13 protein-coding genes are annotated in these 14,207 nt (G+C 34.5%); 10 read left to right on the top strand and 3 right to left on the bottom strand.

Features of this window, described 5'->3' with window-relative positions:
• Positions 1 to 11 precede the first annotated feature (11 nt).
• Positions 12 to 1,757 carry an ABC transporter ATP-binding protein gene (locus tag CWS01_RS05245; RefSeq protein WP_101176060.1) on the bottom strand — a complete coding sequence of 582 codons (1,746 nt, stop codon included), beginning with the start codon at positions 1,755 to 1,757 and terminating at the stop codon, positions 12 to 14.
• A gap of 238 nt (positions 1,758 to 1,995) precedes the next feature.
• Between CWS01_RS05245 and CWS01_RS05240 the strand changes: the two genes are divergently transcribed.
• Together CWS01_RS05240 and CWS01_RS05235 are read left to right on the top strand one after the other, a co-directional pair.
• On the top strand, positions 1,996 to 2,556 hold the full coding sequence (locus CWS01_RS05240) for a cell wall hydrolase (protein WP_101176059.1): 561 nt from the start codon (positions 1,996 to 1,998) through the stop codon (positions 2,554 to 2,556).
• Positions 2,557 to 2,815: 259 nt separating this feature from the next.
• Entirely contained in the window at positions 2,816 to 4,066 is a 1,251-nt protein-coding gene (locus tag CWS01_RS05235; protein WP_407938538.1) for an erythromycin esterase family protein, read from the top strand.
• Between the two features lie 158 nt (positions 4,067 to 4,224).
• Here CWS01_RS05235 and CWS01_RS05230 read toward each other — a convergent pair whose 3' ends face one another.
• Positions 4,225 to 5,076 (bottom strand): class II fructose-bisphosphate aldolase, encoded by an 852-nt coding sequence (locus CWS01_RS05230; RefSeq protein WP_101176056.1) that lies wholly within the window; start codon positions 5,074 to 5,076, stop codon positions 4,225 to 4,227.
• Positions 5,077 to 5,448: 372 nt separating this feature from the next.
• Here CWS01_RS05230 and CWS01_RS05225 point away from each other — a divergent pair, with 372 nt between their 5' ends.
• The 6 genes from CWS01_RS05225 to CWS01_RS05200 are packed head-to-tail and all read left to right on the top strand — an operon-like array spanning position 5,449 to position 10,833.
• Complete coding sequence (locus CWS01_RS05225) at positions 5,449 to 6,246, top strand: DeoR/GlpR family DNA-binding transcription regulator (protein WP_101176054.1); 798 nt, start codon at positions 5,449 to 5,451, stop codon at positions 6,244 to 6,246.
• Complete coding sequence (locus CWS01_RS05220; RefSeq protein WP_101176052.1) at positions 6,246 to 7,406, top strand: diphosphate--fructose-6-phosphate 1-phosphotransferase; 1,161 nt, start codon at positions 6,246 to 6,248, stop codon at positions 7,404 to 7,406. The genes CWS01_RS05225 and CWS01_RS05220 overlap by 1 nt, the downstream gene beginning before the upstream one ends.
• A gap of 15 nt (positions 7,407 to 7,421) precedes the next feature.
• The gene (locus tag CWS01_RS05215; protein ID WP_101176051.1) at positions 7,422 to 8,729 is read left to right on the top strand and encodes an ABC transporter substrate-binding protein; all 1,308 of its coding nucleotides are present in this window, start codon (positions 7,422 to 7,424) and stop codon (positions 8,727 to 8,729) included.
• 54 nt (positions 8,730 to 8,783) lie between these two features.
• Complete coding sequence (locus CWS01_RS05210) at positions 8,784 to 9,686, top strand: carbohydrate ABC transporter permease (RefSeq protein WP_101176049.1); 903 nt, start codon at positions 8,784 to 8,786, stop codon at positions 9,684 to 9,686.
• Entirely contained in the window at positions 9,683 to 10,513 is an 831-nt protein-coding gene (locus tag CWS01_RS05205) for a carbohydrate ABC transporter permease (protein WP_101176047.1), read from the top strand. Before CWS01_RS05210 ends, CWS01_RS05205 begins: the two co-directional genes overlap by 4 nt.
• A complete protein-coding gene (locus tag CWS01_RS05200; RefSeq protein WP_101176045.1) occupies positions 10,510 to 10,833 on the top strand; it encodes a hypothetical protein in 324 nt (107 codons plus the stop codon). The genes CWS01_RS05205 and CWS01_RS05200 overlap by 4 nt, the downstream gene beginning before the upstream one ends.
• 64 nt (positions 10,834 to 10,897) lie before the next feature.
• On the opposite strand, the gene CWS01_RS05195 is transcribed toward CWS01_RS05200, so the two are convergent.
• Positions 10,898 to 11,479 (bottom strand): YjgB family protein, encoded by a 582-nt coding sequence (locus CWS01_RS05195; protein WP_101176043.1) that lies wholly within the window; start codon positions 11,477 to 11,479, stop codon positions 10,898 to 10,900.
• 158 nt (positions 11,480 to 11,637) lie between these two features.
• Here CWS01_RS05195 and CWS01_RS05190 point away from each other — a divergent pair, with 158 nt between their 5' ends.
• Positions 11,638 to 12,090: a DinB family protein gene (locus CWS01_RS05190; RefSeq protein ID WP_101176041.1), complete on the top strand. Its 453-nt coding sequence runs from the start codon at positions 11,638 to 11,640 to the stop codon at positions 12,088 to 12,090.
• A gap of 188 nt (positions 12,091 to 12,278) precedes the next feature.
• On the top strand, positions 12,279 to 13,544 hold the full coding sequence (locus tag CWS01_RS05185) for a GGDEF domain-containing protein (protein ID WP_157827556.1): 1,266 nt from the start codon (positions 12,279 to 12,281) through the stop codon (positions 13,542 to 13,544).
• The last annotated feature ends 663 nt before the right edge of the window (positions 13,545 to 14,207 follow it).

The following is a 14,207-nucleotide window of genomic DNA, read 5'->3' as shown; positions in this document are numbered from 1 at the left end:
CTTTCCGAAAGTTAAGCTAATTTAAGCATGTGTAATTGCTGCTGGGCAAATTCGCGATATAAGGAGTGTGTATTAAAGAGCTCTTCATGTGTGCCTTTACCAGTGATTTTTCCTTTTTCGAGGAAAATGATTTGATCAGAGTCAATAATAGTTGATAAGCGATGGGCAATAACAATGGTCGTTCTGCCTTTCATGAGATTGCTTAATGCAAGCTGTACGACTTTTTCTGATTTGCTGTCAAGGCTTGATGTGGCTTCATCGAGCATTAATATTTTTGGATTTCTTAAAAACGCCCGTGCAATCGCGATTCTTTGTCTTTGTCCCCCTGATAATTTCATGCCTCTTTCCCCAACTTCTGTATCAAATCCATTTGGCAGTTCAGAAATAAATTGGTCAGCATAAGCCATTTTAGCTACTTCCTGCAATTCTTCCTCTGGAACTACGCGATCTAGCCCATAGCAAATATTATCACGAATTGTCCCTGCTACAATAGGGCTTTCTTGGGAAACATAGCCAATTTGACTTCGCCAAGAAAACAAGGAGAAGTCATGAATTGATTTTCCTCCTATAGAAATAGTACCTTGCTGCGGTGAATAAAAACGTTCAAATAAGGAGAAAAGGGTTGTTTTTCCGCTGCCGCTAGGTCCGACAATTGCCGTGGTTTTACCTGCTTCTATATTAAAATGGATATCTTTTAGCACTTCTTCGCCATTATGATAATGATAATGGATACTGTTAATGGAGATGGTTTCATTCATATTTTCCGCAAGCTGATTTCCGTCTTTTTCCACCTCTGCATCTAAAATAGTACGAATGCGTTCTGTTGCACCTGTTGCTTTTTGAAATTGTGTGAAAAATTGCGCTAATTGAGCCATTGGCATAATGATTTGGAAAAGATACATGATAAATGCAACTAGTGCTCCAGCTGTTATTGCACCAGTAGAAACGCGCATTCCTCCATAGCCTAAAATCAGCACCAGCAATGCCATCATAACAAGGCTCATTAATGGCCCAATCAAAGCTTGAATTTTTGCTTCTTTTAAACCAAATGCAAAAAGGTTCATAATGCCTTTTTTTCCATTTTCATATTCTAATTTTTCTGCATTAGAAGCTTTCACAAGACGAATTTCTGACAAAACCTGCTGCAGAATAGAGGTGAAGGATGCTGTTTCATCCTGCATGTCTTTTGAGATCTGATGCATTTTTTTGCCTAGAGGAACTAGGATTAATGCTGAAAGAGGAATGGCAATAAATATTAGCAATGTCATTTTCCAATCCAATACAATTAACACAATAATAGAGCCGATAATGGAAATAATTCCAGTAATAAAATTAGCAAGATGTTCCGAAATCAAGCCTTTTACAACAGATGTATCATTTGTCATGCGGCTTACTGTCTCTCCAGATGGATGCTCATCAAAATAGCTGACAGGAAGGACAAGCAATTTCTTCCAAAGCTGATCACGAATGCCTGCAACTACCGATTGGCCAATACGATTTAATAAATAAATGGAAAATCCGCTAGCTAATGCTTGAACAATTATTGCCAGCACAAGCATGGCAATACGGCTAGGACTAAGGGAACTAAGGGAAAAATCATTAATAAGATTTTTGGTGAATAAAGGGACTAATAAACCCACACCAGTAGTTGCTAAACTTAATAATAAAGCAATTCCAATCATGACTTTAGAAGGATTTGTTTGCTTTACTAGTTGGAAAAATGGGCGCCAGCCAGTTTGTTTTTTTATTTTTTTCATTATAATACTTCCTCTCAAAATTCTTTTACAAAAGGAGTATATAAAGAAGTTATGAATTGAATATGAACTAATGGGATTTTAGATATTAATTTTTAAGTGTTTTTTTAGGAGTAGAGAATAAAGAACTTTGCCTGCTGGAAAAACTGCCAATAATCTACTAATGTGTTTCTTTGTTAAGCATGTTAGTCTTATAAAACGCGCCTGTTATGATACTAAAAAACAAACAGGAGGTTTTATAATGAAAAAATTATTTATTATTGCTATGTTAATTATACTAGCCATTAGTTCATATACTAGTTATTCTAAATCGCAAAAGACTGCTAAAGCTGAAGATAAAAAATTACATCTATTGAAGAAAAAAGAGCATAGCAAAAAGAAGGCAGCAGATAAAAAAGTAAAATCGGCAAAGGCTGCTGATGAAAAGAAAGATAATTCTTTAAAGATTTCCCATAATGATAAAAAATTGCTTGCCCATCTTGTTCATGCAGAGGCAAAGGGTGAACCATTTGCCGGAAAAGTAGCAGTTGCCAAAGTTGTATTAAATCGTGTAGAACACGAAGAATTTCCTGATACTGTAAAGGGAGTTATTTACGAAAAGAATGCATTTTCTCCTGTTCAAAATGGATCTATCAATGAAGCTTATGATAAGGAAGCATATAAAGCAGTTCAAGTAGCTTTGGCTAATCAACAAAAGGATGATGAACTGCTATACTTTTACAATCCTGAAACGGCAACAAGTGATTGGATTGAAACACGAGAAGTAATCAAAACGATTGGAAATCACGCATTTGCTATTTAACAAAGCGTACAGCATGAAGCTGTGGGCTTTTTTTTGTGCCCGGAATATTCATAAGTTTGCATAAAATGTTTAAAAATCATATTTATTTATGGTTATACATCTTTCCCAAATGAATAGAACTTTATTGAATTGCTTCTTAAGCAAACTCAAATATTGTATACAATCTTTCTTTAAGAACAAGCTAATTTTAGAAGAGACTTACCTAAAAATTTTAATTCAATTATTCATACAACAATATAAATTCTGGAGGAATATAATGCTGATTAAGGCTAGTGATGAAATAAAAAATATACAAAAATACAGTAAAACTTTTGAGAATGCCGGTGATTTAGATAATCTTATTAGAGATGCAGGTAAAGCGAAATATGTATTGCTTGGTGAAGCCACACATGGAACGTCTGAATTTTATAGCATCCGTGCGGAAATCACCAAAAAATTAATAGAGGATTATGGGTTTTCTTTTGTTGCAGTGGAGGGAGACTGGCCTTCTTGTTATGAAGTAAATAAATATATTAAAGGTGGATCTGAATACTCTACCGTACGTGAGGTGCTTAAGGACTTTCACAGATGGCCAACATGGATGTGGGCAAATGAAGAAATGATTCCTCTTCTTGAGTGGCTAACAGAATATAATCAAAACAAGTCTTCAAATAAAGCAGGATTTTATGGGCTAGATGTCTATAGTTTATGGGAATCGATTGAAGCTATTGTATCCTACCTGAAAGAAACTGATTCTCCTGATTTAGAAAAAGCATTAAAGGCGATCGAGTGTTTTGAACCTTATAATAAAAGGGCAGAGCAATATGGAATGTCTGCTGCATTTTTAGGAGAAAGTTGCCGGGAAGAAGTACTTCATTTGCTGCAAGCCATTATTTCCAACAGCAATCGCTATAAACAAGATGATGCGGAGAACTTTTTGAATCTGCAAATAAACGGATTAGTTTCAAAAAATGCGGAAGCTTATTATAAAGCGATGATTACAGATGATGTTCATTCATGGAATATAAGAGATCGCCATATGGTGGAGACATTAGATTTGATTGGAAACTTTTATAATAAGGATGCGAAAGGAATTATATGGGAACATAACACTCATATTGGCGATGCCCGTGCCACAAGCATGGAAAAGGAAGGATTAGAAAATGTAGGACAGATAACGAGGGAGAAATACGGAAAAGAAAATATCTATGCAATCGGATTTGGAACGTATAGCGGAACCGTTATTGCCGCAGATCGTTGGGGAGCTCCCCATAAAAAAATGGCGGTTCCAAATGCCCAAAGAAATACTTGGGAAGAAAAGCTGCACCGCGCCGGAGCATTTAATCAATATATTCAATTTACTGAGGAGAATCGTCATTTTTTTAATAAAACCATTGGCCATCGAGCAATTGGAGTAGTTTATGATCCTGAAGTCGAACATTATGGAAATTATGTTCCCTCTAAAGTTTCAGAGCGTTACGATGCGTTTATTCATGTTGATGAGACACATGGAGTAACGCCTATATTATAGTAGAAAAATAGATAAAGCTAAATGAAATAATCTAAACAGGGAAGTATGTGGAACTCCAGATACTTTCCTGATATTTTTTAATTTGTTTTCTCTATACCATCACTACAAATTATTTTAAGAGAAATTATATTCACTTTAATGTTTTTTAGCATCTGATTTTATTTCTTGCACATAGTAAAAAGTTTAATCTTTGACTTAACCATTTCTTTCACTGCATCACGTCCTTCTCGCAGAAAATCTCTACTATCATATATTTCAGATTTGTTTAACAAGGTTCTGCGAATGTTCTCTGTAAAAGCAACTTGATTTTCAGTATTCACGTTTATCTTGGCAATACCTGAATAAATGGCGTCTTCAATTACAGAATCTTTCACTCCTGATCCACCATGAAGTACAAGAGGAGCATCAATATTTGCTGAGATTTCAGCTATGATATCACATCTTATGTTTGGTTCCGATTTATACATGCCATGTGCCGTTCCCACTGCTACTGCAAGAGCATCCACCCTAGTTTGCCGCCAAAAGTCAATAGCTTCTTTGGCAGTGGGCAATTGTATATTTTTTTCATCTATTGTAATATCGTCTTCTGTGCCTCCAATGCTTCCTAATTCTCCCTCTACCGATACACCTGCTGCATGTGCTGCTTCTACAACTTTTTGTGTCAAACGAATATTTTCCTCCATGGAATAGCGGGAGCCATCAAACATAACGGAAGAAAATCCTGCACGAATACATTTCATAATAATCGCAAAGCTGCTTCCATGATCTAAATGCAGTGCAATAGGAACATGGCTATTTTTTGCAGCACTATTTGCAATAGCCACTACATAGTCCATGCCCATATATTGAATGGTAGCTTCTCCGACACCAAGAATTACAGGAGTATTTGCTTCATTTGCAGCTTCACTAATTGCTTGGGCAAATTCCATATTGATCATATTAAAGTGGCCTACTGCCCATTTATTCCTTTTTGCTTCATTTAGCATATGTGTCATTTTAACTAATCTCATATAGAATCCTCCAATATTTGATTATTAATCATATTTTATTTGTCTATTAAGGTAATCATAAGGCAAGGGTATACGTGGATTATTGGAAATTTTTAACAATGAAAACGAATACATTTTTAGTGGAAAAGAGAAAAGCAGAATAGAAAAATTTGATAGGAGCAGTTATTTCTGATTGCTTTTTTAGCATAAATGATAATTTTTGATTTGTAAATTTCTTTTGGGGGAATTTTCTGATCATTTATTTTCGAAAATTAATCATATTTTTAACAAATGCATCATTTTTTATAGAGAGCAAATAAAATTATCATCTAGAAAAAATTGATTGTGAAAATACATCATTGGTCAGTAGAAAATGAAGAGTAGGAGTTACTTATGATTACCAAAAAAAGACACGATTTAATGTTAGAGATGATTAAAAAATCAAAAACCGTAAGTATAATGGATTTGGCAAATGAATTAGGCATTTCACAGGTAACTGCTAGACGCGACATCGAACATTTGGAAAAAAACACGAATAAAATTGCTAAAATAAGAGGGGGAGCAGAATGGAAGGAAACTAGTTCAACAAGTTCAACTGATTATTTGAACACACGCTTTTACGAACAATATGAAAAAAACAAAGATAAAAAAGAGAGAATAGCACAAAAGGCAGCAGTATTCATACAAGAGAAAGATAATATTATTATTGATGCAGGTTCGACTATGCTGCATCTGGCTAGATTTATTGATAACTCCAAAAAAATCACTGCTTTTTTAACGGCTGTAAATATTGCAGAAGAATTGGAACATAAGAGTTTAGTAACGAAAATATTAATGGGAGGAGTATTTCGTTCCCGTACAACCACAATGATAAGCTCCATGATTGAGCAAAGTTTGAGCAATATTTACGCAGACAAAGTATTTGTTGGTGCATCAGCGTTATCAATACAGCATGGATTTTCTTGCAATGACATATTAGAGGCAGATGTGAAGAAAATTTTGCTTAAATCAGCGAATGAAATCTTTTGGCTAGTAGATTCTGCAAAGTTCGATAATATTGCTTCATTTCAAATATCTGAAATTCAGGCAAATCATACAATCATTACAGATGATGGATTAGATCCTAAATTAATAAAAGAATTTGGCAAAAAGGCAAAACTTATTATTGTTGGGAAGGATGAATCTATGTAATGAACATTTTAATAGCTCAATCTGGTGGTCCTACTTCTGTAATCAACATGTCATTATATGGGGCAGTGAGAAAAGCATTTGCAGAAAAGCAAATAAAGCATATTTATGGGTCCGTGAATGGAATAGAAGGAGTATTAAATGATCGTCTTATTTTGTTAGAGAAAAAATTGGTGGAAATAGAGAAAGCCTCGAATCAGCCTGGTTCAATTCTTGGCGGATCAAGATACTCTTTACAAGAGGGAGATCTTGAAAAGATCATCAATAAAATGGAAACGTTTAATATAAAGGTGTTTTATTATATCGGTGGAAATGGTTCTGCTAGAACAGTAAAGGCTCTTCATCATTGTGCTAAGCATCAGGGAAAAGAACTGCGGTTTATTCATATTCCTAAAACGATTGATAATGATCTATATGGAACAGACCATACACCAGGATATCCAAGTGCAGCCAATTTCCTAAGCCATGCCGTTCAATGGATCGGCACAGATATGGAATCCATGAAAACATATGGTCAAATTGAAATTATAGAAGCAATGGGAGGAAATACTGGCTGGCTGGCTTCAGCAAGTGCCATAGCAAAATCTTCAGAAGAACAATATCCCCAGCTCGTTTATTTGCCAGAAGAAAAAAAATCTTTAAGTCAAATTTTAAAGGAAGTAGAAAGTAGTTATCAAAAATATGGGAAATTAATGATGATTATCCCAGACCACTTTTTTATTCAAGGAATCCTATCAGAAGCTTCAGCTAATACGACTAGAGCAGGCTATAATGGTGGAGTTGCCTATCAGCTGGCAGCACAGATCATCAATAATCTTGGATATAAAACAAAAATCACCATACCTGGGACTCTTTATAGAAGTGCCTATTCTTTTACCTCCAAGCAGGATTTGAAAGAAGCTAGAATACTTGGTGAAACAGCAGTTGAACAGGCAATGAAGGGGATTTCTGGTGTTATGATGTGCATAAAAAGATTAAGTAATAAACCATATGATGTTGAAATTATTACAAAAGATTTAGAGAATATTGCAGGAAAAGAGAAAGCATTTCCAAAGGAATTTTGGGATAAAGAAAAACATATGCCAACTAATAAATATAAAACTTATTTATTGCCACTTTTAGAATATTCTTTTTTGAAACCGCTTACTCTGTTAGAAAAATAAAAAGGGGATGTATATATGAAAATAAAAAAAATATTTTTGCCTATTATCCTAATGTTAATATTATCTGCCTGTTCTCCACCTTCTACATCAAACAATACAAATTCAAGTACAGACAATGAATTGAATAAAGAAGGAAAAACGCAAATTCACTGGCTGCAGCACTGGGTCAATGAGCAAGGTCCAGATAAAATTAATGAAGTGAAGGCTGCCTTTGAAAAAAAACATCCTGATATTGAATTAATTATAGATGATATACCGTTTGCACAAGAGCATGACAAACTATTATCTCTAGATTTAGCTGGAATGCCACCGGATATTATTACAGCCTCAGGTGCATGGGTCACTGAATTTGCAGATGCGGGCATTATTGACCCAATAGATAGCTATATGGATAATCTTTCAGAAGATTATCAAAAAGCAATTGAAGGACCAATGACATTGCCGTGGAAAGGGAAAAGATATGGAGTCCCAATTACCAATGGAAACATTGCCCTGTTTTATAATAAAAAACTATTAAAAGAAGCTGGGGTAGAACCTCCTACAACCTGGGATGAACTGGTAGAAGCATCTCTTAAATTAACGGACAAAAGTAAAAATCGCTATGCATTTACAGGTAATATCGTGGCAGAACCAGCAACAGTTATTTCTTACGAAGTATTCCCTTTTATTCTTCAAGCCGGCGGGAAAATTATTGACAATAACCGAGCTGCATTTAATACACCAGAAGGAATAAAAGCATTAAACTTTTATAAATCGTTGATTAAAGAACATAAAGTAACCACTCCTGGAGAATTGAGTGCAGGAGAAAAGGAAAAAAGGGCAAACTTCTCAGCTGGAAACGTAGCTTTCATGTTTGAGGGGCCGTGGGGAGTGGCTATCCAAAAAGGATTAAATCCTGATTTAGATTTTGGAGTAGTTCCATTGCCAAAGGATGAGCAAAGCGGAACAATTGCACAAGGTTCTGTTCTTACTTTAGCATCTAAAGGCAAAAATAAAGAAGCTGCTTGGAAGTTTATTGAATTTATGGGCAGCGCAGAAGGACAATTATTATGGGATAAGGCAACCAATTTCTTTCCATATAATAAAGATACAATGAAAGATGACTACTTCCAAAAAGATCCTTATTTGAAAGTGTTTATTGAGCAGGCGGATAATGTTGATCGCATTGAAGTTATTGACAACTTCTTGCCTAATGCAAACGATCTTCGCAAAGAATTTACTATTGAAGTACAAAACTTTTTAAACGATAAAAAGACTGCGGAGGAAGCATTAAATGATGCAGCATCATATTGGAATGCTGCCTTTGAAAAGGCTGAAAATTAAGGAGAGAAGGATGGGCTCTTAAATGAGCCTTTCCTTTTTAGGAGGTGCTAAATTATGAATCAAGCAACAAAAAATAATAAACTAATAGTTTTTTTTACAAAAGTATCTTTTATATTGCCTGCCATGATTTTGCTTATTCTATTAACAGGATATCCATTATTTCAAGTTATTCAAATGAGTTTCTTTGACTATTCAGACAAGGCGAATCCTATATTTACTGGATTTTCGAACTACCAAGCTTTTTTGGCCGATCCAGCATTTTGGAATGCATTAAAAAATACAGTCATTTTTACGTTTAGCAGTGTAGCGCCTGGACTAATAGCAGGAATGACTTTTGCATTATTGTTAAATCAACAAATTAATACAAAGTTTCGGGGAGTATTTAGAGCATTGCTCATGTTTCCATGGCTAACATCGTCAACTGTAGTAGCAGCAATATTTATCCTTATGTTTAGTCCATTTGGATTATTTAATTTTATATTAAAAAGCATAGGGCTCAACGAACTGTCGCAAATTGCCTGGCTAAGCAATGAGCATACTGCACTGTTGGCTGTTATACTGACGAATGTATGGAGAGGCTTTCCATTTATGATGCTGATGATTTTGGCAAGTCTACAAACTGTTTCTAAAGATATGTATGAGGCAGCAGAAATAGATGGAGCGGGCTTCTTTAAAAAGTTCTTTTTTATTACAATTCCGCAAATAAAAAAAATCCTCTTTACACTTATTGTTCTTGAATTTATTTGGAACTTCCGTTCTTTTGATCTTGTCTTTTTAATGACAGGTGGAGGTCCAATGAATGCTACTGAAATACTGTCAACATATGTATATCATTATGCTTTCCGCACATTAGATTTTGGATATGCTTCTTCAGCAGCGATATTTATGCTTTTGATTATGATTCTATTTGCATCGTTTTATATTAAAGCATCTATTAGAAAGGAGACAAATGAATGATAGGCAAAAAGAATAGATATAAAATGACCACGTATATATCTCTTATCGTATTAGGAAGCATGGCTCTTTTACCGATCTTTTGGATGCTTAGCGTCTCCTTTCGATCTAATCCAGAGGTCTTCGCTGCTCCCTTATCTTTGCTGCCAAAAACTTGGACACTGGATGCCTTTAAAACTGTTTTCGAAAATAAAGACTTGTTAAAACTATTTATTAATAGTTATATTATTGCACTTTCTGTCACCTTTATTTGTGTCCTTTTTGCAGCTTTAGCAGGATACGGTTTTTCTCGTTTTCAATTTAAAGCAAAAAGAGCCGCAATTGCATATATATTAATTACACAAATGTTTCCAATGGTACTTTTAGTTATTCCCTATTTTTTATTTATAACAAGAATGGGCTTATATAATAGTTATCTTGCCTTAATTCTGGCGTATACATCTTTTGCCTTGCCTTTTTCAATTATGATGATGAGGGATTTTATTAATACGATCCCCACTGAATTGGATGAAGCAGCAAAAATGGATGGATGTGGACCGTATAAAACCTTTTTTTACATCATTTTGCCGCCAAGTTTACCTGGTTTAATTGCAACAGGTGTCTATACTTTTATTCTAGCTTGGAATGAATTTTTATTCGCGGTTGTTTTGACAAATTCAATAGAAGTAAGACCGTTGACAATTGGGATTGGAATGCTTATTGGAGAATTTACAACAGAGTGGAATGCACTAATGGCTTTATCCTTTATGGCTAGTGCTCCTTTAATTATAGTATTTTTATTTGTTCAAAAATACTTTTTACAAGGGTTAACAGCAGGAAGTGTGAAATGAATGGACATCTTTTAAATGATGCAAATGAAGTTTTTTATGAGTGGACAGATAAAATGGTTTTTGCAGGGAGTGAAGAAATTCTTCCTGACCTCGAGTGCTCTCATCTGCCAGATAATCAGTTGGATTTTAATGATTGTTATGAACAAAAAGAAGAGGACATAATGCCTGCAGAAGAAAAAGTAGTTGGGGAATGGTTTTATCAATGTCGGGTTAAAGCAGGTGGGCAAGAATGGAAGTTGCCTTCGTATTTTCTTTTGCATGATAGCATGAAATCTTTTGACTTGAAAAAGAAGCAATGGATGGGTGAAGAGGATAAATGATCTGCTTTTGTTCTTATAAGTAAAAAAGGGTCTCGCAAAAACTGCGACCCTTTTTATGCTATATCTATTCTTTTACCATTAAATTCACATGGCTAACTGTATTGTCTCTCCCGATAACAAACTGAATCTCATACTTTCCAGTTTTATAAATATAATTCATTTCACCAGTGCTGCTGATAAAGCGAATATTATCTGCACTGCCTAATTTGGAGCTTAAAACAGCTGGTGTTACACCGCCGATATCTTGCTGTCTTTCCACATTTCTGCCAAAGTATCTGATTTGTTGAATCGTTCCATTTTCATTGTAGGAGAACCCGAACCCTGGACTGCCCATTGTAGCGGTATAGATGTCAAATTCACTATTTTCATTGGCTGGCATTGGTTGGCCTAACGCTTTGTGAACTTCTTTTTGTGTTGTTTTGTTGATTTGAAAATCACTGGCGTAAGAAATCGATTTTCCGATAAATGCTCGATTATAAAGCTGATTTAATTTTTCAGCTGCTTTTTCATTTGTGATAGCAGATTCCATCGAAGGCTTTTCTTCTGCTTGTGCAGGCTGAATAGGAGAAGAAGATGTCGCACCTAATCCCAGAATCGCACCTGTCAGCACTGCAACTGTGGTGATTGTTGGTTTTTTGTTTAACATTTTTTATCCCTCCTAATTATGATGTTCCCTTTTAAAAGAATCGTAAACAGGAAGAGGAGAGTTGGAATGTTTTTCTTGGGTGATTTGGCGATCCACGGCAATTTATTTTAATATTTCCATTAGAATACATATAATTTAAGAAAAAGGGGGCAACTGGCATGCAAACAATTCAAAACATGTTTGATCATCTAAATTGGGCAAATCAAAATATACTTAAAACTTTGCAAAATATAGAGGGGGAGAGTCAAAAAACGATCCATCTATTTTCACATATTCTATTATCTGAACATATCTGGTTTACTAGATTAAAGGGGTTAGATAGTTCCTCATTAGCTATTTGGGATAAGGCTAGTTTAGAGATATGCGCTGAAATGGTTAAGCAAAATCATCAAAATTTTTATGTGTTGTTTTCTTGTATATCAGATAATGATCCTAATACTCTGGTGTTCTATAAAAACAGCATGGGCAAGGAATTTCAAAATACTATAGGAGATATACTGACACATATTGCCTTGCACGGTCAGTATCATCGAGGGCAGATTAATCAACGACTAAGAGAGAACGGATTGGAACCGGTGAATATAGACTATATTACTTTTAGAAGAGGCTAAGAAATAATGGTCTGCATTTTTTTATTATTTGTGTTTATTTTACTTGAAATTAGTGGGTTTTGCTATGAAGCAAGTACTTAGATCTAAAAATCAGCATACTATCCTATATTTTAGAAAAAAATTATATGTCCTTGTTCTTGTTTTTTATATAATAAGAAAGAAACTATCTTACTATGATGAGGCTAATTATGAAATTTAAAAATGTATTTGTCGTGCCACAAGTTTCTCGTGAAAAACAACAATTGTTGAAAATGCATTTATTAAAAGAAAACATGCAGCGCTGCAAGCTTTTTGCACAGATTGTTATTTTATTTGAAGCGATTCTAATATGTATGAATATATCTTCATCCTATGAAGAAAATCATGGTCATTTTGTAATTACTATTTATTTTGTATTATATTTTATTCTGATGTTAATGAGTTTCTTTATGCTTGTATATATTAATAGAATGGAAAAGAAGGAAACTTATACCGAAAGATTTTATAACAGAATTCAACTAGGTTTATTATCTTTTGTGTGCTTTTTTTTAGTATGGGGAGCGGCTGTTACTCTTGTGGACCAAAAAGAATATGGCCACGTTATGGCTTTTGCAGTTAATTTTATGTGCGTATCGGTCCTTTTTCATGCTTCCAACCGGACGATTTTGTTGTTGTATATAGCGCCAATTACTGTGCTTCTTTTTGGTTTGCCAATTTTTCAGCCTTCTTCAGCTATATTAATGGGACATTATATTAATCTAACAGTATTCTTATTCTTTTGCTGGTTGGCTTCGCGAATGTTATATACAAGTTATGCTTCTAATTTTTTTAATAAACTGCTTTTAACGGAGTCCAATGAAAGACTTGCCTTGAAAATGGAAGAGAATGAAAAGATTAATAAGGAATTAGCTAAGGCTAATAAGCAGTTGAAGAAAATGACGATTATTGATGAGTTAACTCAAATTCCAAACCGCAGAGGATTTCAGAAATATATCCGAGATACTTTAATCGGAGCGAATAAAAAGCGTAAACTTACCTTGATGATGATTGATATTGATGCTTTTAAGTTATTTAATGATCATTATGGACATCTTGAAGGTGATAAAATACTTAAGTCTGTTGCGCAAAAGATACAAGCTTCTATTCATTTTTTCGATGGTATCTCTGCACGATTTGGTGGGGAGGAATTTGTTGCAGCTGTATTTGATTTGGATGTAAAAGCGGTAGAGCAACTAGCGGAATCTATTCGCAAAGCAGTATTTAAAATGGAAATACCTCATGAGTATTCTCCTTTTTCCGATCGGGTGACAATTAGCATCGGCATTACAACAGGAAATGTTAGCAAGGCTGAAAATATGGAGAAGCTGATGAAAGATGCAGATAGTGCTCTTTATGAATCCAAGTCCAAGGGCCGGAATCGTGTAGAGTATTTTAGCGGAACTACTTCTGTTGGCGTAAAATCAAAAGTAGACTGATTAGTGAAGCCTGCTATCGTAAAACAATACTCGTTTAAATGGAGAAAATGAGGCTAGTATTAAAATGAAATTACATGGCAAAAAGGGATGGTTGAAAAGTATTTCAACCATCTTTTTTGTGGAAATTATTAAGGAACGGCGGATATTGTAGGGTATTATAGTGGATAAAATTCTAATTGATAGAATAGCAAGCTGATTAGGCAGCAAATTATTGTAGAGATGGTCTATCACGATATTCGAAAGAGAAGAATTCCTGCAAAGGCTGCCAAAAACAAAATCAGTGATGTAGCAAAAAGGAATAGATATATTGATTTGTACCAATATTTCCAGCCCTTTTTCAGGAAGTATTGTTAGTGAATCAATTAGAGTAACAATAAATGGCTATGAACTTTTGATAAATAAACCTCAAGATTTAGTAGTAAAGCAAGAAGGACAATCTTTAAATTTGTGTCAGACATCATCCTGTTTTGTAGGGCTGCTTGGCACTTTTTTTGTTGTATGAAAGATAAACTATTTTATTGCATATTTCTAATGAATGGTGACGATATTCACCAAACATCACACGTAATGGGAAAGAAGTACGTTCATCAATTGATTTCTCTAATCATCTACAATTGATGCTGCCATGCATTTTAAACGACTTTTTATAATTTAAATGATGCA

It is taken from the genome of Niallia nealsonii, from assembly GCF_002835805.1.
Taxonomy (GTDB): domain Bacteria; phylum Bacillota; class Bacilli; order Bacillales; family Cytobacillaceae; genus Niallia; species Niallia nealsonii.
Note: the sequence above shows the minus strand (reverse complement) of the source record. Positions and strands in the feature narration are given on the sequence as shown.

Coding starts and splice junctions, on each gene's coding strand:
- CWS01_RS05245 (WP_101176060.1), bottom strand. CDS start 1,757: ATGAAAAAAATAAAAAAACAAACTGGCTGGCGCCCATTTTTCCAACTA.
- CWS01_RS05240 (WP_101176059.1), top strand. CDS start 1,996: ATGAAAAAATTATTTATTATTGCTATGTTAATTATACTAGCCATTAGT.
- CWS01_RS05230 (WP_101176056.1), bottom strand. CDS start 5,076: ATGAGATTAGTTAAAATGACACATATGCTAAATGAAGCAAAAAGGAAT.
- CWS01_RS05225 (WP_101176054.1), top strand. CDS start 5,449: ATGATTACCAAAAAAAGACACGATTTAATGTTAGAGATGATTAAAAAA.
- CWS01_RS05220 (WP_101176052.1), top strand. CDS start 6,246: ATGAACATTTTAATAGCTCAATCTGGTGGTCCTACTTCTGTAATCAAC.
- CWS01_RS05215 (WP_101176051.1), top strand. CDS start 7,422: ATGAAAATAAAAAAAATATTTTTGCCTATTATCCTAATGTTAATATTA.
- CWS01_RS05210 (WP_101176049.1), top strand. CDS start 8,784: ATGAATCAAGCAACAAAAAATAATAAACTAATAGTTTTTTTTACAAAA.
- CWS01_RS05205 (WP_101176047.1), top strand. CDS start 9,683: ATGATAGGCAAAAAGAATAGATATAAAATGACCACGTATATATCTCTT.
- CWS01_RS05200 (WP_101176045.1), top strand. CDS start 10,510: ATGAATGGACATCTTTTAAATGATGCAAATGAAGTTTTTTATGAGTGG.
- CWS01_RS05195 (WP_101176043.1), bottom strand. CDS start 11,479: ATGTTAAACAAAAAACCAACAATCACCACAGTTGCAGTGCTGACAGGT.
- CWS01_RS05190 (WP_101176041.1), top strand. CDS start 11,638: ATGCAAACAATTCAAAACATGTTTGATCATCTAAATTGGGCAAATCAA.
- CWS01_RS05185 (WP_157827556.1), top strand. CDS start 12,279: ATGAAATTTAAAAATGTATTTGTCGTGCCACAAGTTTCTCGTGAAAAA.